Below are 21793 nucleotides of genomic sequence, written 5' to 3' on the forward strand. Positions count from 1 at the left end.
TTCAAGAAAAAACGCCTACTTTGAAGTAGACGTTCTACATTTATTTTACTTGTACACCATGCTCATCGGCCTTCGTTAAGATGATTTGATGTTCTGGGAACTTTGCTTGCATTGTAGTAACAAAGTCATCAGAAATAGTAGTTGGAATAATGGAAATGAGTGTCGGACCTGCTCCACTTAATGCTGTACCGTATGCACCATGTGCTTTTGCAGCTTCACGGATTTCTGCATATTGAGGTATCAATGTTGAACGGAAAGGTTCATGGAACAAATCCGCTTCCATGTAGTGTCCTGCACGTTTAAAATCTCGTGACATTAAAGATGCAGCTAGCATATTAGCGTTTGCAGAGGCATGTACTGCATATGCTCGATCCAATTGTTTTGGTAAAACGGAGCGAGACTCACTCGTTTTTAGCTCAACATCTGGTACGTACACAACAAAAGAAGCATTAATATCATTTACATGGAATGTATCTACTATTCCGTTTTCATCCATTGAGGAAATCGTCAAGCCACCAAGTACCGAGGCAGTCGCATTATCAGGATGCCCTTCAATTTGAGAAGATAAATTTAGTTTATCCTGTATAGTTAACTTTAAATCGCATAGTTGGTTAGCTAGCTCAATACCCGCTACAATGACAGCAGCGCTACTTCCTAAACCACGGGCTAATGGTAGTTCACTTGCCATTTCAACACGGCAAGCAGGTAATGGTTTATTATACTGATCAGCAATTTTTTTGGCAATAATATATAGTAAATGTTGTTCTAGCTCAAATTCACTAGGACCGTTGTCATCGAGATGTATGATCTCCCAATTATCCTGTAGGGAAACATCTAATTTCAAATAAAGAGACAAGCCGAGTCCGATAGAATCAAAGCCAGGGCCTAAATTGGCTGTGCTCCCAGGAACGGTGATTTGCCACTTTTTACTCATAGTACACCCTCGATATATTTACGAATTTCTTCTTCATCATTTTTAAGAGATACGACGTCTACTGTTGAAACGTTCATTGCAGTATCCGGATCTTTTAAGCCGTTACCAGTAAATACTGTCACGACTTTTGATCCTTTAGCAATTTTACCGTTTCCGACAGATTTAATAACACCTGCTAATGATGCAGCTGAACCGGGCTCAACAAAAATCCCTTCAGTTCCTGCGATTAGCTTGTAAGCTGCTATAATTTCTTCGTCTGTTACAGAATCAATAATACCGCCAGACTCATCACGAGCTGCTTCAGCAAATTGCCAGCTAGCAGGGTTTCCAATACGGATAGCTGTGGCAACTGTTTCTGGGTTAGGGATTGCTTCACCTTTTACAATTGCTGCAGCTCCTTCTGCTTCAAAGCCGTACATTTTTGGTAAACCTGAAGCTTTCACATCGTTATATTCTTTAAAGCCTTTCCAGTAAGCAGTGATGTTACCTGCGTTCCCAACTGGAATGCATAAATAGTCTGGAGCAGAACCTAAAGCGTCCACAATTTCAAATGAAGCTGTTTTTTGCCCTTCAATACGGTATGGGTTAACTGAATTGACAAGTGCTACTGGAGTCGTTTCACTTACTTGGCGCACAATATTTAAAGCATCATCAAAATTGCCATCGATTTCAATAATTTTTGCACCGTACATTGTCGCTTGTGCTAGTTTACCAAGGGCTACTTTCCCTTTAGGAATAACTACAATCGACTGAATACCTGCGCGAGTTGCGTAAGCTGCAGCTGCTGCGGAAGTATTTCCTGTTGAGGCACAAATTACACATTTACTACCGTCCTCAATAGCCTTTGCTACCGCAAATACCATACCACGGTCTTTGAAAGAGCCGGTAGGATTTGCGCCTTCTATTTTACCATAAAGCTCGATACCAAGCTGTTTTGATAGATTAACTAAATGTATAAGAGGCGTGTTGCCTTCGTTTAATGTTAGCGCAGGTGTATTTTCTGTTACGGGTAAAAATTGTTTATATTCTTCAATAAGGCCTTTCCACATAACGTAACGATCTCCTTTTGTTCTCATAGAAAGAACAGTTGTTTTTGTATAAGAGACATTTTAACGCAAATGACTATATATTTTCAATAGCAATTATTAAATTGTCTAAACAATTCGGTCATTTGAATTTTACTTGTCACTTTCTCGAAACAACTGTATAGTAAACTCGTAATGTAAAGTCATGTGTAAAGACAGGTGGTTATTATGACAACAATAAAGACAGAACAATCCATTTCACGTAACAAGCTCTTAGGAGTTGCAGGTGTTGGCTGGCTCTTTGATGCGATGGACGTCGGTATTTTATCTTTCGTTATTACAGCGCTAGCGGTAGATTGGGATTTAACAAAAAGTCAAATGGGCTGGATTGGTAGCATCAATTCTATTGGTATGGCAGTAGGGGCACTTGCATTTGGTATTTTTGCCGATAAAGTCGGACGTAAGCAAGTTTTTATGTGGACATTAATTCTATTTTCCGTAGCAAGCGGCATTTCCGCATTTACGACAACATTAGTAGCATTTATGGCATTACGTTTTTTAGTAGGGATGGGGCTCGGTGGAGAACTACCAGTAGCATCTACACTTGTTTCTGAGAGTGTAGAGGCGAAGGAACGTGGAAGAGTAGTCGTATTACTGGAAAGCTTTTGGGCAGCAGGTTGGCTAATTGCAGCACTTATATCTTATTTTGTCATACCTACATGGGGATGGCGTGTAGCTTTATTATTAACAGCAATTCCTGCTGTGTACGCTATTTACCTTCGTTGGCATTTACCAGATTCACCGCAATTCACTGCAAAGGCTGAATCTAAAAAGCGCAGTGTCTTTCTCAATATACGGGAAGTATGGTCGAAAAAATATGCACGTTCAACATTAATGTTATGGGTGCTTTGGTTCACTGTTGTATTCTCGTATTACGGAATGTTCTTATGGTTGCCGAGCGTAATGGTAGGAAAAGGTTTTGATATGATTACTAGCTTTAAGTATGTACTGATTATGACGTTAGCACAGCTGCCAGGATACTTCACAGCTGCATGGTTTATCGAAAAGTTCGGACGGAAATTTGTACTTATTTCCTATTTAATTGGAACGGCTGTAAGTGCTTTCATTTTTGGTAATGCAGAAACGATGGCAGTGTTATTAATATCGGGTATGTTTTTATCCTTCTTTAACTTAGGAGCATGGGGTGCACTATACGCTTACACACCTGAACAGTATCCTGCAGTTATTCGCGGTACAGGTGCAGGCATGGCAGCGGCAGTTGGAAGAATTGGCGGTATTTTTGGGCCTTTATTAGTAGGATCCCTGTTAACAGCAGGCTATGATATTGGCTATATTTTTGCGATTTTCTGTGGTGCAATTATTATCGGGGTCATTGGTGTTATATTTTTAGGGACAGAAACAAAACAAATTGAATTAGAATAAAAAAGAAAGTCTTGGATTCTAACTGAATTCAAGACTTTTTAATATGCTCACCATTTAATAAATAAAATAAGAGTTTATTTTTATACACATTTTTCTGAAATATGTTAAAATTTCGAATTGAATATTGTATACAGTTAGATTACCAAGTTAATAAAAATATTTTTAATGTTGTCAATACATAAATTATATGTCAATTTATTACGAACTAACACATTAGTGTATTAATGTGTTAAAGATTTTTCTGAAAAGTCATTGTATTCAAATTGTAATCGTGATACTGTATTTTTAATCGAATTTAGAATCAGTAGGGAATAATCTCCATTCGTGATAATTTCTTTGAAAGAAAGGTTGTTAGGAATGAGTATAAAAGAAGATATAAAGAAAAGGTATGTAAGGCTGTCTAAAGGACAACGTAAAGTCGCGCAATTTGTTATGAGTAATCCAGCGGTTGTGATTGCCAATGGGGCGGCTGAAGTGGGTAGACAAGCGAATGTAAGTGAATCAACCGTTATTCGTTTTTGTTATGCAATGGATTTGTCAGGTTATGTCGAGCTACAGGAGGAATTAAGAAGTTATTTAAACTCTCAAAATGAGGGAACGCCTCTCCAATCTACATATGTGACGAGCAAGCAGAAGACTTCTAGCTTTGGTAAGGTAATGCAACGCGACATGCAAAACATTCAAGATACAATACATCTCATTAACGATACTATGCTTCAAAAAAGCTCCAAATGGATGCATGAAGCAGATACTATTTATATTTTAGGTGCACGTCAAGATGCTTCCGTTGCAAATTGGTTATCGTATACGTTAAAAACTTTACGAACAAATATAAAGCAGCTGCGAACAGATTCTGATGATCTTGTTCAACAAATAAACAGTATGAGCGAACGTACAACGTTAATAGTCTTTTCATGTGATAAACAATCCAATGATGTAAAAACAATTGTTGAAATTGCTAAAATGAAAAAGGTGAAAATCATTGCTATTACAGGTTCGGCTTTGTCTCCAATAAGGGATTATGCAAATGCATTGTTTGCATTAGGTTTGAAAAATCAATCTTCTTTGGACATTGTGCCAGTACTGTTTTCCTTTATGCATGCATTGATTGAAGAAATGATTAGCCAAGATAAAGAGCGATATGAGCAATATCAACAATCGTATGAACAAGTAGAAAATAATTTATTGTTTTTAGACATTGCAAGAGAGAAACAAGTATTTTAATAAAATACAGCGTATAGATTGGAGTACAACTGCTAATCTATACGTTTTTTACGATAGGTGATGTCAAATTAGAAGTAAAAAAAAGATGTCCAAATAAGGCATTAGACATCCTTGGGAAATAATTTATAAAATTTTACTGAAGCTATATTCAGCCTTAAACGTATCTTTTAGTTTAATAGCATTGGAGCGTGTTCCTTCTTGCTGAAACCCATGTTTTGTAAATAACTGTACCGCAGCATCATTATGCTCCATAACGGATAATTCTAAGCGGGAAATATCTCTTTTGCTAGCCCAGTCTTCCACTGCATTCATAAGTGCTGAACCGATACCTTTTCGTTGGTGTTCTTTTTTTACGGCCATATGAATTGATGCAACGTGTTTAGCTTTAGAATGCTTATAACCATGGATAACGGCATAGCCCGCAAATGTGCCATTTAAAATGCAAAGTAAAATCGTGCGGTTTTTTAATTGCTTCCAATAAGTTAGGTCTTTTCTTAGCTGCTGTACGGTTAGCTCTAACTCATTTTCTACATTATACAAAAAGTCAGTTTGTTGAAGGATTTCTTCTTGTAAAAGAATAAATGCTCTAGCATCTGTTGCTTCAATCGCTCGGATTATGTACGCAGAAGTATTTTCGTTATTTTCAGAAATATTGTCCGAAGGTATTTTCTCTTGTGTGCGAGAGAAAGTGACACTCGTGCCCAATTTGACATCAATGACATAATAACCTGCATTTGTCCAAGATAAAAAGTGCGTAAGAGGGGGTTTTGTTTTTTTCCACCAGCTCTTATTCAAATATGCAGCATTGGGTAAAGCTTGTCCCATAATGTTTTCTATTGCGCTAAAGGATAATGTAATCTCATTTTGCGAAGCTACGTCAAAATAGCTTGCTAAAGGAATATACTTTTTTTCCATCTTCTTTGTCATCATAATCCCCATTCCTGTAATTCCTAAAAAATTTTGACTACATGATAATAGCATAAAATTATCGTTTCTTGTATAAAAATCACAACTATATATCTATCTAAAATAAGGAAATTTATGCTTAACATAGAAAAAGTAAAATAGTGCATGGTAAAAAATAGATAAACTATAAAATGAAGGGGAATGCTTTTATTATAGTATAGCGCAGCGTGAATGAACAAGAAGATAGTTAATGAAAATGCAGGATGATGAAAGTTTTACTTTATATCATGTTCTATTATAAATTATGTTAAAATAAATGAAAATGTAGAAGCCATTTAGGAGGAAAAGTATTAATGAGTAAAGTTTTAGTTTTCGGACATAAAAATCCAGATACAGATACGATTACATCTGCAATTGTATATGCATATTTAAAACAACAAATTGGAGTAGATACTGAAGCAGTACGTCTCGGTGAAGTAAATAACGAAACAAAATATGCCCTAGAGAAATTTGGCTTTGAGGCACCTCGTTTAATTACTTCCGTAGTAGGGGAAGCTGAAAAAGTTATTCTTGTAGACCATAATGAATTCCAACAATCGGCTGATGGAATTGAAGAAGTACAAATTACAGAGGTAATTGACCACCACCGTATTGCAAACTTCCAAACAGCAGACCCATTGTATTATCGTGCAGAGCCAGTTGGTTGTACGGCAACTATTTTAAATAAAATTTTTAAAGAAAATGATGTTGAAGTACCATCAAATATTGCTGGTTTAATGTTATCTGCTATTATTTCTGATACATTATTATTTAAATCACCAACTTGTACAGAACAGGATGTTAAAGCTGCACAAGAGCTAGCAACAATCGCAGGAGTTGACGCTGCTGATTATGGGCTAGCAATGTTGAAAGCAGGCGCTGATCTTTCAGATAAATCATTAGAAGATCTTTTATCATTAGATGCTAAAGAGTTCCAGTTCGGTGAATATAAATCAGTAGTTGCTCAAGTAAATGCTGTCGATATTAATGACGTACTTGGTCGACAAGAGGAATTAGAAATTCTTTTAAACAAAAATGTTGCTGAAAATGGCTTAGACTTATTCTTCTTTGTCGTAACAGATATTTTAAACAATGATTCAACAGCTGTTGCAATTGGACAAGTTGCAGAAGCTGCAGCAAAAGCATTTGGTGCTGAGCTTACAAACAGCCGTGTTGTATTACCAGGTGTTGTTTCTCGTAAAAAACAAATCGTACCTGTATTAACGGAAGCATTAAAATAAGATAAGTATTGCAAAAAAAAAGTGTTAGATTGACTGTCTCAATCTAACACTTTTTTGCATTGTCGTTGATGTCCGTTACGGCGGTGCTTTCCGCGGGCACACCGTAAGCCGCAACCGACGCTATTGCGCCGCTTGTTGCGTCTAACTTTGTGTGCGTTCCCGCAGGAGTCACCGCCTCCACTCCCATCAACTAGTGTTCATTTTGTATTTTTGGAAGATGGACTGCCGTAAGAAGGCAGTCCTTTTTAATCAAGTTTTAATGGTTGAACTGCTGGTCCTTCTAGCACTTCTCCCTGGGCATTAAAACGGGAGCCGTGGCATGGGCAATCCCACGTTTCGTCTGCTTCATTCCATTTAGTTTTACAGCCTAAATGTGTACAAGTTGGCGCGTTGCCATTTTTAATATGGCCTGAGACAAATTCCTTTGCCACGAAGCCTCCAACCTTTAGCATTTGCATAAATTGTGCACCAAATTTCGTGCGTGCTGGTGAATAGAGTGCACTGGCATCGTTGGCATTTGTAGTCTCGGTAATAAGTGATGACAGTATATCTCCAGCTACAAACGAATTAGAAATCCCCCATTTACGATACCCTGTTGCGATAAAGACATTAGGTAAGGATTTTGTTATTCTACCGACATAAGGTACCATGTCTGGTGTTTCAATATCCTGTGCCGACCATCTATAAAGTGGCTCCTGCCCAAAATGCGTTTTCATTTCATTTTGAATGGCGTCATAATAGGGCTCGGTTTTTGCCGTTTCACCTGCTATATGATTAGCCCCACCGAGAAGCAAATAATGTTCATCATTTATTGTCGTCGTACGAATAGAACGGGAAGGGAAATCGACTGATAAATATTGTCCTTGGAACGTCTCCGTTATTTTACTGGCGACCATATAAGAGCGATTATTCGAAAGCTTTAAAAGTTGTAGTCCTTTGAAGGCTTCAATTGGATAATGTGTGCACAAAATGAGCTTGTTATATTGAACCGATATATTTTTTTCGGTATGTAAGTTATTTTGCGCAATTTGCAGTTGCTGAACACGGGTATTCGCATATAGTTTTGCACCCATTGATAACGCCTCTTTAATAAGAAAATTGCTAACCATTACAGGATTTATTTGCGCCTGTTGTGATATGCTGAGGGCTTTTGTAACAGGGAATGGAAGCTCTGTATCAGAGGTAATTTTAGACTTTATATTTAATACTTTATAGGCGTTCCACTCTTTTAATAATTGCGAGTACCCATCTTTTGTTTGACAATAAAGTAATGAATCCACTTGCTGAATGGACTCTTTAGGTAGTAACTGTAATGCTTGCTCTATAGCAAGCTGATTCAATTGATAGTAAAGCCGAGCATCATCTACAGAAAGTTTTTCGATAAGATTCGCATAAACTAAGCCATGCTGTGCAGTTAATTTTCCTGTTGAATGACCAGTCGTACCATGACTAAGCTTAGCATTTGCCTCAAGCAGTACAACATCAACACCTGCTTTTGCTAAAACATAGGCAGTATATAGTCCAGTCAAACCCCCTCCGATAATACAAACATCACATTTAGTTGAAGCCGTCAATGATGGCAATGAATCAGAGTCGGTCGTTGCTAGCCAAAGAGATTGTGTCATAGTTAACCCTCACAGTGTTTTTATGCTTAGTATGGAGATTGGTTTGAAAATTTATGCAATGAAGCATAAAAATTGCTTCAAGCGAACTGGTGTCGTTACAATGTAGCAAAAGGAGCGTGTTCAATTATGAAAATTGAAATTTGGTCAGATTATGTTTGTCCATTTTGCTATATTGGCAAAAAGCAATTAGAAAAGGCTATTCAGGATACAGGCTTTGAGGGACAGGTGGAACTTGTTTATAAAAGCTATCAGCTTGATCCAACAACACCAGAAGATACGAATGAGTCAGTCTATGAATCTTTGGCAAAAAAATATAGTATGACAATAGAAAAAGCGAAAGAAATGACGCAAGGTGTAACTGCGCGTGCAAAAGAAGTCGGTTTAAACTATAACTTCGATAAAATGAAGACAGAAAATACATTAAAAGCACATCGACTTGTGAAATGGGCTGAACAACAAGGGGACGCTACAGCACTTGTTGAGGCACTGTTACACAGTCATTTTATAGAAGCAAAGCGCATTAGTCATGATGATGTGTTAGTAAACATAGCAGAACAAGTAGGCCTAAATCGTGATGATGTTATAAAGGTTCTAGCTAGCAATGATTTTAAAGCTGATGTAGAAGAAGATATACAAGAAGGGCTTCAACTTGGTGTGAAAGGGGTTCCGTTTTTTGTGCTAAATCGTAAATACGGTATTTCTGGAGCACAACCACAAGAGGTGTTTGAAAATACATTACGCAAAGTAGCAGAAGAAGAAGGTTTGCAACCTGCTTTAAAAATGGAAGGCTCTAGTGATGCAGGCGTATGTACAGATGAGAGCTGTGAATTTTAATTTAATTTAATACAGTGGCACTTAAGCCCCAGCTACTGTCTCAGATTTTTAGAGGAGCTTTTCAAGTAGGCTCGAAAAAAAATCTGGATGTCATTACGGTTTGGGGCTCATACTAAAATTATTCAGTCAAAAGTCTTAGGTTAGGAACATTGACTTTTTATCCTGATTTTCTTATTATAAGTATATATCTTGAATTCGAGATATTAAACTAAGAAATTTAAGGGAGATTTATATAATGAACGTATTAGTAGTAAAAGCTAACAACCGTCCAGACGGAATTTCAACAAAAATGTATGACACTTTCATGGAAAGCGTACAAGATGTAAACGTAACAACATTCGATGTGTATGCTGAAGATATGCCCTACTTCGGTCAAGATCTTTTCAACGCATTTGGTAAAGTGCAAAACGGTGGAGAATTATCTGATATCGAATCACGTCTTTTAGCTGCAAAACAAAAAGCTATGGATGCATTAACTGCAGCAGATGTTGTTGTATTTGCTTTCCCATTATGGAACTTAACAATCCCAGCTACATTACAAACTTTCATTGACTATGTATACCAAGCTGGTTTCACTTTCAAATATGATGAAAACGGTCAATTAGTTAGCTTAATGACTGATAAAAAAGCTATCATCCTAAATGCTCGTGGTGGTTATTATTCAGCACCAGAAGCACAACCTATGGAAATGTCAGTAAACTACATTAAAAACGTAGTTGGTGGCGTATTCGGTATGGAAATTATTAATGAAGTTATCATTGAAGGTCATAATGCTACACCAGATAAAGCAGAAGAAATTATTGCAAACGGCCTAGAAGCTGTTAAAGAAGTAGCAAAATCTTTACAAGCTGTAAAAGCATAAGTAACTTTTTTTTACTAAAAGTCCTCTCATTATTGAGAGGATTTTTTTTATTGTTTTTATAGAGGTATGGTAGAAGTATAAAGGTCTGACATATTGGTGTTGTGCATTTATTAAACATTTACATAAAATAACATACTATAAATAAAGAAAATTAAGAAATGATAATAATATATGATTTACTTAAAAAGTGTTCTGCTATTGGTTAAAAAGTACATACAATTAGGACTAAGTGTTCAGTTAAATTGATGATTAGTATAATATAATAGAAAACGAAGGAAAATATTATATTTATAGGGGGGTAATTGCTTGAATAAGAAAATAATAACTAAAATGTTAGCCGTGTTACTTGTTCTATTTGCTGTATTACCATTTGGTTTTTCAGCGAATGCTGCATCTAATGATGTAACACGTGGAGATTACGTGAAGGAACTAGTAGAAAGCTTGAATGTTGAGCTTGGTGACGGGTCTTCACTTGGTTTTACGGATGTCCCTAAGGATTTAGCACCTTATGTGGAAAAAGCGGTAGAACTAAAGTTAATTAAAGGGAAAACAGCAACTTTATTTGGCCCAAATGATAAATTAACTCGTCAACAGGCATTTGTTATTTCGGCCCGTGGATTAGTAACAAACAATGCTTCACTTAGTGAATTAGACAAATTCAAAGATGCTGATCAAGTTGCTGAGACACATAAGCAAGATTTAGCAAATGCTGTAGCAGCGAATATTTTACAAGGATATGAAGATAATACAATTCGTCCGCGTGACTATGTGACAGCCGATCAAATGCAAAGTATTGTTGAGCGTTTTGTAGCTGAATACAAAGTACCTACATCTGCGACAACAGTGGATCTTCAAATTTTAGGTACTACTGATATTCATACTAACTTAGCAAACTATAACTACTATTTAGATGCAGAATCTGCTGATGTTGGACTAGCAAACACTGCTTCACTTATTGAGCAAGCGCGTACAGAAAACCCTAATACATTATTATTTGATAATGGAGATTTAATTCAAGGAACACCACTAGGTTCTTATAAAGCGTTAGAAAATGTGTTAAAACCAGGTGAAACTCATCCTGCTATTGCTGCTCTAAATGCACTAAAATATGATGGCGGCACTTTAGGAAATCATGAATTCAACTATGGTTTAGAATTTTTAACAGAAGTACTGAATGATGCGCAATATCCAGTGGTGAATGCGAACACTTACGATGCAAAAACAAAAGAACATATGTATACACCATTTGTTATTATCGATAAAGAGGTTGTGGACAATACAGGTAAAAAACATACATTAAAAGTGGGTGTAACAGGTATTGTACCAACTAAAATTGTTGAATGGGATGCTATTCATTTAGAAGGTAAAGTAGAAATGCAGGAGCCTGTAGAGGCAATTAAAGAAGTTGTACCTGAAATTCAAAAAGCAGGTGCAGATGTAATCGTCGTGCTTTCTCATTCAGGTATCGGTGAAGATACGAATGTAAAAGGCGCTGAAAATGTAGGATACCAAATTTCTGAAATAGAAGGCATTGATGCTTTAATTACAGGTCACTCGCATTTAACATTCCCAGGTGACTATAAAGACCTTAAAAATGTTGATCAAGAAAAAGGGACTATTAATGGAGTTCCAACAGTTATGGCAGGTAGCTATGGTAGCCACCTTGGTGTTATTGATTTGAAATTAGAACAACAAGGTTCTGAATGGGTTGTTGTAAATGGACAAGGTTCAATCCGTTCTATTAAACAAGAAGGATTACAACCATCGCAAACTGTGTTAAACGCTATTAAAGAAGCACATGAAGGTACATTAACGTATATTCGCCAAGCTGTTGGTGAAACGACTGCACCTATTCACAGCTACTTCTCAATGGTTCAAGATGATCCATCTATTCAAATCGTAACACAAGCTCAAAAATGGTTTATTGAAAAAGAACTAAAAGGGACTGCTGATGAAAACACACCAATCCTTTCTGCTGGTGCTCCTTTCAAAGCGGGCTCTCGTAACAACCCTGCGGACTTCACAAACATTCCTGTAGGTCCACTTGCTATTAAAAACATGGCAGACATTTATCATTACGATAATACTGTTGCAACGATAAAAGTTAAAGGTGCACAAGCTATCGAATGGTTAGAGATGGCTGCTGGTATTTTCGCAACAATCGATCCGACGAAAACCGAGGAACAAAATATTATTGATGCTGAAGCACGCTCTTACAACTTTGATGTTTTAGATGGCTTAACATATCAAATTGATGTAACATCTCCAGCAAAATATGATCGTCGTGGTATTCTTGTCGATGAAAAAGCGAACCGTATTAAAAATGTACAATACAATGGTAAGCCAATTGATCTAGAGCAAGAATTCATTATCATTACAAACAATTACCGTGTTGGTGGTTCTTATGGAGCAACCTTTAAAAATGCGGAAGGCACAAATGTAACAAACTATGCTTATGAAAATCGTCAAGCAGTAGTTGACTACATTATGGCAAACAAAACAATTAATCCTGCTGCGGATAACAACTGGTCATTTGTACCGTTCCCAGCTAATACAAAGATTATTTATCATTCTGCTAAGGATGCACAAAAAGTCATTCCAGCAGGTAGCAACATCGAGTATCTTGGTGATACAGAAGGCGGCTTCGGTAAATATTTAATTAAATAATGCAGTTTATAAAAAGGAGAGTACGATTAGTCATCGTAGCTCTCCTTTTTATGATGTATAAAAGCTTTTAACACGAGCAATTATTGTAGAAATTAAAAACCGTTGTACTTTATATAAACTAGCGAACGTAAAAAATTATTGCATCATCATTGAAATCTACAACTACTAACTGATCGTTTTCGAAAGTATACGGAATTTGTTTTTCCTTTAAATTATTCAACAGCTTTTGTAGTTCTTCATGTGAAGAAAGGGCGAATGTGTAGCTGAGTAAACCAGTAGTTTGTTTTGGTGGAACGGGAGCACCTACGCCTTGCCATATATTTACCGCGATATGATGATGATAACCACCAGCAGAAATGAAGAGTGCGCTATCGTGGAAATTAGTCATAATATCAAAACCAAGTGCATCTATATAGAAGTAAGTTGTTGCTTCATTTATAACGCTCACATTTAAATGGATGTGACCTAATACTGTTCCTTTAGGGAAACCTACCCATGGCCGCTGACGGTCATATAATGCCATTACGCCTTCTATATCCACTGCCTCTGTGCCAGTTATGAGCCCACCATGACCATCGCTAATCCATTCAGTACGAGGGCGATCATGATAGATTTCTATTCCGTTACCTTCAGGATCGTTTAAGTAAAAGGCTTCCGAATAAATATGATCACCAGCCCCTGTTATAGCTACACCTGTGTTTAACAAATTGCCAATCACATATGCTAAATCCTCTCGAGAAGGAACTAAAATAGCGAAGTGGAATAAACCAGTCGTACGAGGTGGACGAATCGCTACACTTTCTTCTGTTGATAATACTAAAATGGGTTTCGTATTGCCTGGGATTGAAAATGTCACTTGTGTTGTCGTTTGGTTGAGGACTTGAAGTCCAAGTTTTTTATAGAAATTAGTCATTGTTTCTAGTGACTGTACAAGTAAATGTAAATGCTCAAGCTCTAAATTTGCATCAATTTTAAATGTCATAGCGAATAAATCCTCCAAATATATAAGTTACTTTTTGTAATTAAATATAGAATAGTAAACACATTACGTCAAGTAAATAAGTTACTTTAAATTTACTTTTACTAAATTAATCGTTACAATAGAATACATAAGAGGTGAAAAATATGAATGAGACAACTTTATGTCCTCGTTTAGCTAAGGCAATGGATTTAATCGGAAAACGCTGGACTGGGCTAATTTTATATCAATTATTAGACGGATCGCAGCGTTTCAATGAAATTGAATCAGCATTGCCTGTAAGTGGCCGTTTATTATCTGAACGTTTAAAGGAACTTGAAAAAGAGGGGCTTGTTGAGCGCAAAGTATTTTCAGAGGTGCCTGTGCGAGTAGAATATTCTTTAACGGATAAAGGTCAAGCATTAGAAGGTGCTATTCGTAATATTGAATCATGGGCTACTAACTGGCTATAGTATTCGAAACTAAATGTCAGTTGAATGCGCGATATAGTTAGACTTCATCAAGTGAAAGCCATTTTCCTTAGATGATTAGTTGGATAAGTCGGGCAGTTACAAAGTCCCGGATGTTCTGAAAAATACAGAGGATAACTGAAAAGGACAACAAACTGCCCGTTAAAGCGCAAAAAATACCCTTCATTTTACTTGTCAAATCGAGGTTCTAAATCCATACTAGTGTAGAGTAAGAAGGACGTTAGAAAGGAATTAGCTCTCATGACAAAAGAACAATGGGCTGCGGATTTAGCACAAAACATAAATCCGGCCAATATTAAGTTAGATGAATTATTACAGCACTATACAATGACAAAATTAGGTGGTAAAGCGGATGTTTTTGTTCTTCCTGAAACAGAGGAAGAAGCAATTGCAGTTATTCGCTATGCACATTTAAATAAAATTCCATTATTAATGTTAGGAAATGGATCTAACATGGTTGTCCGAGATGGAGGCATGCGAGGGATTGTTGTGACATTCTCACATTTAGATGAAATTCATATTAATGGCGAACATGTCTATGCACAAAGTGGTGCACTCATTAAAGATGTATCAAAGCTTGCCGCTGCTGCATCTCTTACTGGTTTTGAATTTGCGTGTGGTATTCCAGGCTCTATTGGTGGAGCGATGGCGATGAATGCAGGTGCTTATGGTGGCGAAATAAAAGATATTATTATTTCTTCAAAAGTTTTAACAAAAGAAGGAGAAATTTTAATTTTATCAAAAGAAGAGCTAGAATTAGGTTACCGTCAAAGTAGTATAGCCAAAAAAGGTTATTATGTACTGTCTTCTGAGTTTCAATTAGCTCCAGGAGTACAGGAAGAAATTGATGCAAAAATTGCTGATTTAACGTTTCAACGTGAATCAAAGCAACCACTAGAGTATCCTTCAGCTGGTAGCGTTTTTAAACGCCCGCCAGGACACTTTGCAGGCAAGCTTATTCAGGATAGCGGCCTACAAGGAAAAGGGGTAGGTGGAGCAGAAGTTTCTACAAAACATGCCGGTTTTATTGTCAATAAAGGAAATGCTACGGCTACTGACTATATCGCAACGATTAAAATGGTACAACGAGTTGTAAAAGAAAAGTATAATGTTGATTTGGAAACAGAAGTGAAAATAGTCGGTGACGACCTATAAAAACAATGCCGCTCTTCGCTTTGGCGAAGGGCGTTTTTTTGAGGAGTGGGAATGGATGAAATTTATTTCATGGAATGTGAATGGTATACGAGCTTGTTTGGGGAAAGGTTTTTTAGACTTTTTTAATAGTGTGAATGCAGATTTCTTTTGTATTCAGGAATCAAAATGCCAAGCAGGGCAGGTAGAGCTTGCATTACAAGGTTATGAGCAGTATTGGAATTACGCTCAGAAGAAAGGTTATTCAGGTACCGCAATTTTTACGAAGCATATCCCTCTATCTGTGCACTACGGTGTTGGTGAGGACGAGTCGCAGGATGAAGGAAGAATTATTACATTAGAATATGAAAACTTTTATTTGGTAAATGTTTATACACCAAATGCGCAACGTGATCTAGCAAGATTACCTTTTCGACTAGACTGGGAGGATCGCTTAGCGTTGTATTTAAAAGAACTTGATGCGAAAAAACCAGTCATTTATTGTGGAGATTTGAATGTTGCCCATGCTGATATTGATTTAAAAAATGCAAAATCAAATATAGGGAATTCAGGTTTTACATATGAAGAACGAGCTAAAATGACAGATTTATTAGCAGGTGGCTTTGTAGATTCTTTCCGCTACAAGCATCCAGATGTGACCGATCATTATACGTGGTGGTCTTATATGAATAAAGTTCGTGAACGAAATATTGGATGGCGCATTGATTATTTTATTGTGTCTGAACGTTTAAAGGAACAAATTGATGTAGCGACAATACATCCACATATAATGGGCAGTGATCATTGCCCAATCGAACTTCAACTGAATGTATAACCTTTTTTTATTTGAAATTGTTTGAGAATTGTTTGGGTGCCTGGCACTTTTTTTGAGAACCGTATTATCCATTTGGAAATACGGTTTTTTGTTGTATTAAAAGAATTGCTTGTGTTTAAATGTAGAAAAAAAGTGCGCAATACAGCAAAATTCGATAAAATTTGAGGTTATTCTGATTGTAGAAAAGGATTTGAGAAGCCAAATAAAGAATATATTGCTTATAGAGGGGGTTGTAAGGTGAGAAAGTTTAAGTGGAAAAAGTGGTTATTGGCAATCGCTGGTGTGTTGGCGGTAGTCGCAATAACATCTTTTATTGTCTTTACATGGTTTATGAATAAATCAAAACCGATTATTGATGGAGAGCTCGCAGTTAGCATGCTCGATCAAGATGTGACTGTGACAAGGGATGACAAAGGGGTTCCTCATATATTTGCCGAAACAGATGCGGATTTGTATCGGGCACAAGGCTATGTACAAGCGCAGGATCGTCTGTTTCAAATGGATTTAGCACGTAGGCAGGCTAGTGGTCGCCTGTCGGAAATCATTGGCGAGGCGACGGTTGAGACAGATAAGCATTTTCGTACATTTAGTCTTCGTAATGCTGCTGAAAAATCATTAGCAGCGTATGATCCAGCGAGCAAGCAAGTTCTTGAATGGTTTGCAGAGGGAGTAAACGCCTTTATGGAAGAGGCGAAGAGTACGAATACATTAAGCTATGAATTTGCGTTACTAGGTTACGAGCCAGAAGAATGGACTGTTGTAGACTCTTTAACAATCGGAAAGTATATGGCTTATGATTTAGGGGGGAATTGGAATACGCTGGCCTTCCGCCATTGGGCTTTACAAAACTTTGATGAAGAAAAGGCAAAGGAATTATTTATTAAGTATCCTGAAAATGCATCATCGATTATCGAGGCAAATAAAGAAAATCCAGTGTCTGTAGTAGGGCAGTTTAATGCAGAGTTATTGCCCAATGAATTTAATGGCAGTAATAACTGGGTTGTATCTGGCGATAAAACAAAGTCAGGAAAGCCAATATTAGCTGACGACCCTCATCTAGGGTTAAGTACACCATCTATTTGGTATCAAATGCATTTACAATCACCAGAACAAAATGTTAGTGGTGTAATATTTGCGGGAATTCCGGGCATTATTTTAGGTCATAACGAAGAAATTGCATGGGGGGTAACGAATGTAGGCCCTGATGTACAGGATTTATATATTGAAATTCCAAATCCCGATAATCCAACACAATTCCGCTATGACGGTGAGTGGGAACAAGCAGAGGTACGTGACGAGTCGATAAAGGTAAAGGATGGAGAAACGGTAGACTTTGAAGTAATTGTGACACGCCATGGCCCAATTATGACAGATTTAATGTTTAAAGAAACGGAGCCTTCAGCCCAATTTTCAATGCAGTGGACAGCACTTCAACCAACTGCTGAATTACGAGCAGTGCTTGGTTTTAATAAGTCGAAATCTTGGAGTGAGTTTGAGAAGGCTTTAGAAGATTTTAAAGCACCCGCACAAAACTTTGTTTTTGCCTCTAAGGATGGCACGATAGCTTATAAAGCTAACGGCCAAATTCCACTGCGAAAGCAAGGGGATGGACAATTACCAGTACCTGGTGACTCAAGTGATTATGGCTGGGAAGGTTTTATTCCTTGGAATGAGTTACCGACTGTTGTCAATCCAGAAGAAGGCTTTATTGCAACCGCAAATAATGAGGTTATTGGCGACGAATATCCATATCATATTACAGATTTTTGGGCGCAGCCTTATCGCTTTGAACGGATTAAAGAAGTGCTAGAAGCGAATGATTCAATAACAGTTGAGGATATGATGAATCTGCAAATGGATCAGCATAATCTATATGCACGAGAATTTTTACCGGATTTATTAACGTCTATTAAAAAGATGGATAAGGATGGGAAGTATACTGAAGTCATTACATTGTTAGAGGATTGGAACATGGTGGATGCCAAAGATTTAGGTGCTCCGTTAGTGTTTCATACGTTAATGGTGCAATTACAAGAAGTATTGTTTAAAGAGCAGATGCCAGAAGATATGTATAAAATGATGTACGGTAAATTTAATATTACTGATCAGCTTCTACGTAAAGCATATGCAGGCGAGAGAAGTATTTGGATGGAAGAGCAAGGTGGTGTAGATGCCACAGTCTTTGAGGCGTTAGAGCGCTCTGTTAAACAAATTGAAAATCAGTTCGGGAAAAATGTATCGAAATGGCAATGGGGTGACTTCCACCAACTAACGTTTGATCATACATTAGGCAGTGCTTCACCGATACTTGCTGCATACTTTAATGCTAAGAAGGTTCCAGTTGGTGGCTCGAAGGTGACGGTGCAGGCAGCAGATAATGATTTAGCGGGCAACGTTAATCACGGTGCATCATGGCGTTTTGTTGCTGATGTAGGTGATTTAAGCTCTGCTTACCATATTGTAGGGCCTGGCCAAAGCGGTCATGTGAAATCGGATTGGTATCAAGATCAAGTAATGGACTGGGCAAATGGTAATTATCATGAGACGTTTGTCAAAAAGGAAGATATTAAGGGTAAAACTGTATTATTAAAATCTCAATAATAGAAACGATCAGCGCATGTTTTTATGCGCTGATTTTTTTGTTGAGCGGAAGGTGCCAGTTTAGAAGGTGTCAGGCACGCAAACAATTTATATACCTTCCTAAGTAGAAATCTACGTAGACTCCTGCGGGAACGCACGTAGCGTAAGACGCAACAATCCACGCGTTAGCAAGGGTTGCAGCTTACGTCGTACCCGTAGAAAGTGAATGGATTTTCCGATATAGAAGCCCACATTATGCTAGCTAGGTGCCAGGCACGCAAACAATTTATTTTACTTTCGTGATAGTAATCCTATACATTCAAATGTCTGTTTGAATATGATGGAATATTATGCTATATTAAAAACAATCAAACGAATATTTGAATGAGGTGAGGAAATGACGAAAGAAGTATGTGAAGTGACGCATGTTAATGAACAAGCGGTCACAAAGGTACAGCAGCAAATGCCAGACTTATCAGGTGTAGCCAAATTTTTAAAGGCATTATCTGATGAAACAAGACTCAAAATAGCGTATGCCTTAACGGTAGAGGATGAATTATGTGTTTGCGATGTTGCGACAATAATAGGTTCATCTGTAGCGACAGCATCGCATCATTTACGATATTTAAAAGAACATAGTTTAGCGAAATCGCATCGTAAGGGGAAGCAAATGTATTACGCTTTAGCCGACGAGCATGTATACCAAATTGTAACGATTGCCTATGAACATGCGAAAGAAGGGATTGCCAATGGCAGTGACACCAAGTAAGCAAGAGTATCGTCTACAAAACTTATCCTGTGCTAGCTGTGCAGCTAAATTCGAAAAAAATATAAAAGCTCTTCCTGACGTTCAAGATGCACAAGTGAACTTTGGAGCTTCTAAATTAATGATTGTAGGGGCAGTTAGTGTTGATCAAATAGAAGAAGCAGGGGCATTTGATGGCATTAAAGTGTCACAATCTGCGGCAAAAGCAAGTGAAGCAACAATTCCTTTTTATAAGAAAATGGAGAACATATTAGCTAGTGTCTCACTGCTATTCGTTGTAGTTGGCTATCTATTATCTTCTGTTCGTGGAGAAGAAGACTTGTTGACGATTGCTATGTTTATCATTGCGATTATCGTTGGAGGCGTAAAGATTTTTAAAACAGGCTTCCGCAATCTTGCGCGACTAGAATTTGATATGAAAACGCTTATGACCATTGCGATAATTGGCGCTGCAATAATTGGTGAGTGGGAAGAAGCGGCAGTTGTTGTCTTTTTATTCGCAGTGAGTGAGGCACTTGAAGCCTATTCAATGGATAAGGCACGTCAATCAATTCGTCAGCTAATGGATATTGCTCCGCCAACTGCCACTATTAAACGAGCGCATGGTGAGCACTTCCACGAGATGGAATTGGCAACAGAACAAATTGAAATTGGCGATATTTTAATGGTGAAGCCTGGTCAAAAAATTGCAATGGATGGCATTGTACTTACGGGGCTATCCGCGGTTAATCAGGCAGCCATTACAGGTGAATCAATTCCTGTCAACAAATCAGTCGGTGATGAGGTATTTGCAGGAACGTTGAATGAAGAAGGCGCATTAGAGGTACGTGTAACGAAACGTGTAGAGGATACAACAATTGCGAAGATTATTCATTTAGTGGAGGAGGCACAGGCAGAAAAGGCTCCATCCCAACAATTTGTAGATCGTTTTGCTAAATACTATACACCAGCAATCATGCTTGTGGCGCTTCTTGTAGCGATTGTTCCACCTTTATTTGTAGGAGATTGGCAACACTGGATTTATCAAGGATTGGCAGTACTTGTTGTCGGATGCCCATGTGCGCTTGTTGTTTCCACGCCAGTGGCAATCGTAACAGCTATTGGGAATGCTGCAAGACAAGGCGTTCTTATAAAAGGTGGTATTCATTTAGAGCAATTAGGTCATATAGATGCAGTTGCATTTGATAAAACAGGGACATTAACAAAAGGAACGCCTGTCGTAACAGATATTGTTACACATAAGGGATTGCAAGAGAATGATGTATTACAGCTTGTAGCAGCAGTTGAAAAGCAATCTCAGCATCCGTTAGCAAAAGCGATATTGAAGGCGTTACATGATAAAGAGCTGACAGAGCTTGTTCCGACAGATTTTCAATCCGTAACTGGTAAGGGTGCTTATGCAACGGTAGATGGTCAGAAGGTTTATGTGGGTAGTATGAATTGGATTTTATCGTTAGCGACAGTTGATGACACGATAAAGGAACAGGTTAACAAACTTCAAAAACAGGGTAAGACTGTAGTAGCAGCTGTTAGTGATGGTCAATTTATAGGATTAATAGCTATTGCTGATCAATTGCGCGCGGAAAGTAAAAAAGTGCTAGAAAAATTAAGTGCTTTAAAGGTGAAGCATACTGTGATGCTAACAGGAGATGCCAAATCAACTGCTGAAGCGATTGCCTCTACATTAGGTATGAGCGATGTAAGAGCAGGGTTACTTCCAGCGGAAAAACTATCTGCTATTAAAGAATTACGCACGAAATACGGAGCTGTCGCAATGGTAGGAGATGGTGTGAATGATGCGCCAGCATTGGCTTCGGCTAATGTAGGGATTGCAATGGGTGGTGCAGGTACAGATGCCGCGTTGGAGACAGCTGATATTGCACTAATGGGTGACGATTTAACAAAATTACCGTATACGATAGCTTTAAGCAGAAAAACATTACGAATTATTAAAGAAAACATTATATTTGCACTAGCTTTAAAATTAATTGCCCTATTACTCGTTATTCCAGGATGGTTAACATTATGGATTGCCATTTTTGCAGATATGGGTGCAACATTACTCGTTGTTTTCAATTCTTTAAGGCTTATTAAAACGAGAAAATAATAGGTATAAGGATGTGCGTTGTTTTTCTCTGTAGGTAAATAATCATTCCAATGTTTATTTATTATTGTTGTATAGATGCTACTAGCGATTCTTGAAAAGCATTAAAATTCACGTTATTATTAATA

Annotated in this window: 17 protein-coding genes; 12 read left to right on the plus strand and 5 right to left on the minus strand. The window is 37.6% G+C overall.

All coding sequences use genetic code 11. From position 1 onward, the window contains the following. Positions 1–40 precede the first annotated feature (40 nt). Together thrB and thrC are read right to left on the minus strand one after the other, a co-directional pair. Positions 41–934, minus strand: coding sequence for a homoserine kinase (gene thrB / locus ACIP9G_RS19885; RefSeq protein WP_401021663.1), 894 nt, complete (start codon positions 932–934; stop codon positions 41–43). Further along, complete coding sequence (gene thrC, locus ACIP9G_RS19890; protein ID WP_401021665.1) at positions 931–1983, minus strand: threonine synthase; 1053 nt, start codon at positions 1981–1983, stop codon at positions 931–933. Before thrC ends, thrB begins: the two co-directional genes overlap by 4 nt. A gap of 204 nt (positions 1984–2187) precedes the next feature. Between thrC and ACIP9G_RS19895 the strand changes: the two genes are divergently transcribed. Together ACIP9G_RS19895 and ACIP9G_RS19900 are read left to right on the plus strand one after the other, a co-directional pair. Beyond that, entirely contained in the window at positions 2188–3402 is a 1215-nt protein-coding gene (locus ACIP9G_RS19895) for an MFS transporter (protein ID WP_340822001.1), read from the plus strand. Positions 3403–3759: 357 nt separating this feature from the next. Next, positions 3760–4626, plus strand: a complete 867-nt coding sequence (locus ACIP9G_RS19900) for a MurR/RpiR family transcriptional regulator (RefSeq protein WP_401021668.1) — start codon at positions 3760–3762, stop codon at positions 4624–4626. 123 nt (positions 4627–4749) lie between these two features. On the opposite strand, the gene ACIP9G_RS19905 is transcribed toward ACIP9G_RS19900, so the two are convergent. Continuing rightward, positions 4750–5556, minus strand: coding sequence for a GNAT family N-acetyltransferase (locus tag ACIP9G_RS19905; RefSeq protein WP_401021671.1), 807 nt, complete (start codon positions 5554–5556; stop codon positions 4750–4752). A gap of 329 nt (positions 5557–5885) precedes the next feature. On the opposite strand from ACIP9G_RS19905, the gene ACIP9G_RS19910 reads away from it, so the two are divergent. After that, complete coding sequence (locus ACIP9G_RS19910) at positions 5886–6812, plus strand: manganese-dependent inorganic pyrophosphatase (protein ID WP_401021674.1); 927 nt, start codon at positions 5886–5888, stop codon at positions 6810–6812. Between the two features lie 245 nt (positions 6813–7057). On the opposite strand, the gene ACIP9G_RS19915 is transcribed toward ACIP9G_RS19910, so the two are convergent. Further along, positions 7058–8437, minus strand: coding sequence for an FAD-dependent oxidoreductase (locus ACIP9G_RS19915; protein WP_401021676.1), 1380 nt, complete (start codon positions 8435–8437; stop codon positions 7058–7060). 126 nt (positions 8438–8563) lie between these two features. Between ACIP9G_RS19915 and ACIP9G_RS19920 the strand changes: the two genes are divergently transcribed. The 3 genes from ACIP9G_RS19920 (at position 8564) to ACIP9G_RS19930 (ending at position 12800) form a co-directional block, all read left to right on the plus strand. After that, on the plus strand, positions 8564–9271 hold the full coding sequence (locus ACIP9G_RS19920; protein ID WP_340822009.1) for a DsbA family oxidoreductase: 708 nt from the start codon (positions 8564–8566) through the stop codon (positions 9269–9271). 235 nt (positions 9272–9506) lie between these two features. Then, positions 9507–10133, plus strand: coding sequence for an FMN-dependent NADH-azoreductase (locus ACIP9G_RS19925; RefSeq protein ID WP_340822011.1), 627 nt, complete (start codon positions 9507–9509; stop codon positions 10131–10133). Between the two features lie 306 nt (positions 10134–10439). After that, a complete protein-coding gene (locus tag ACIP9G_RS19930) occupies positions 10440–12800 on the plus strand; it encodes a bifunctional 2',3'-cyclic-nucleotide 2'-phosphodiesterase/3'-nucleotidase (protein ID WP_401021680.1) in 2361 nt (786 codons plus the stop codon). Positions 12801–12918: 118 nt separating this feature from the next. On the opposite strand, the gene ACIP9G_RS19935 is transcribed toward ACIP9G_RS19930, so the two are convergent. Beyond that, positions 12919–13782 carry a VOC family protein gene (locus ACIP9G_RS19935; RefSeq protein ID WP_401021682.1) on the minus strand — a complete coding sequence of 288 codons (864 nt, stop codon included), beginning with the start codon at positions 13780–13782 and terminating at the stop codon, positions 12919–12921. A 143-nt stretch (positions 13783–13925) separates the two neighbouring features. On the opposite strand from ACIP9G_RS19935, the gene ACIP9G_RS19940 reads away from it, so the two are divergent. The 6 genes from ACIP9G_RS19940 to ACIP9G_RS19965 all read left to right on the plus strand — a co-directional run bounded on the left by ACIP9G_RS19940 (position 13926) and on the right by ACIP9G_RS19965 (position 21668). Beyond that, a complete protein-coding gene (locus ACIP9G_RS19940; RefSeq protein ID WP_340822016.1) occupies positions 13926–14231 on the plus strand; it encodes a winged helix-turn-helix transcriptional regulator in 306 nt (101 codons plus the stop codon). Between the two features lie 258 nt (positions 14232–14489). Beyond that, complete coding sequence (gene murB, locus ACIP9G_RS19945) at positions 14490–15404, plus strand: UDP-N-acetylmuramate dehydrogenase (protein WP_401021685.1); 915 nt, start codon at positions 14490–14492, stop codon at positions 15402–15404. 55 nt (positions 15405–15459) lie between these two features. After that, positions 15460–16215, plus strand: coding sequence for an exodeoxyribonuclease III (locus tag ACIP9G_RS19950; protein ID WP_401021688.1), 756 nt, complete (start codon positions 15460–15462; stop codon positions 16213–16215). A gap of 237 nt (positions 16216–16452) precedes the next feature. After that, a complete protein-coding gene (locus ACIP9G_RS19955) occupies positions 16453–18816 on the plus strand; it encodes a penicillin acylase family protein (protein WP_401021690.1) in 2364 nt (787 codons plus the stop codon). A 376-nt stretch (positions 18817–19192) separates the two neighbouring features. Next, complete coding sequence (locus ACIP9G_RS19960; RefSeq protein WP_340822021.1) at positions 19193–19564, plus strand: ArsR/SmtB family transcription factor; 372 nt, start codon at positions 19193–19195, stop codon at positions 19562–19564. Further along, complete coding sequence (locus ACIP9G_RS19965) at positions 19545–21668, plus strand: heavy metal translocating P-type ATPase (protein ID WP_401021694.1); 2124 nt, start codon at positions 19545–19547, stop codon at positions 21666–21668. The genes ACIP9G_RS19960 and ACIP9G_RS19965 overlap by 20 nt, the downstream gene beginning before the upstream one ends. Positions 21669–21793: the final 125 nt, after the last annotated feature.

It is taken from the genome of Lysinibacillus sp. NPDC093197, assembly GCF_044754025.1.
Classification (GTDB): Bacteria; Bacillota; Bacilli; order Bacillales_A; family Planococcaceae; genus Lysinibacillus.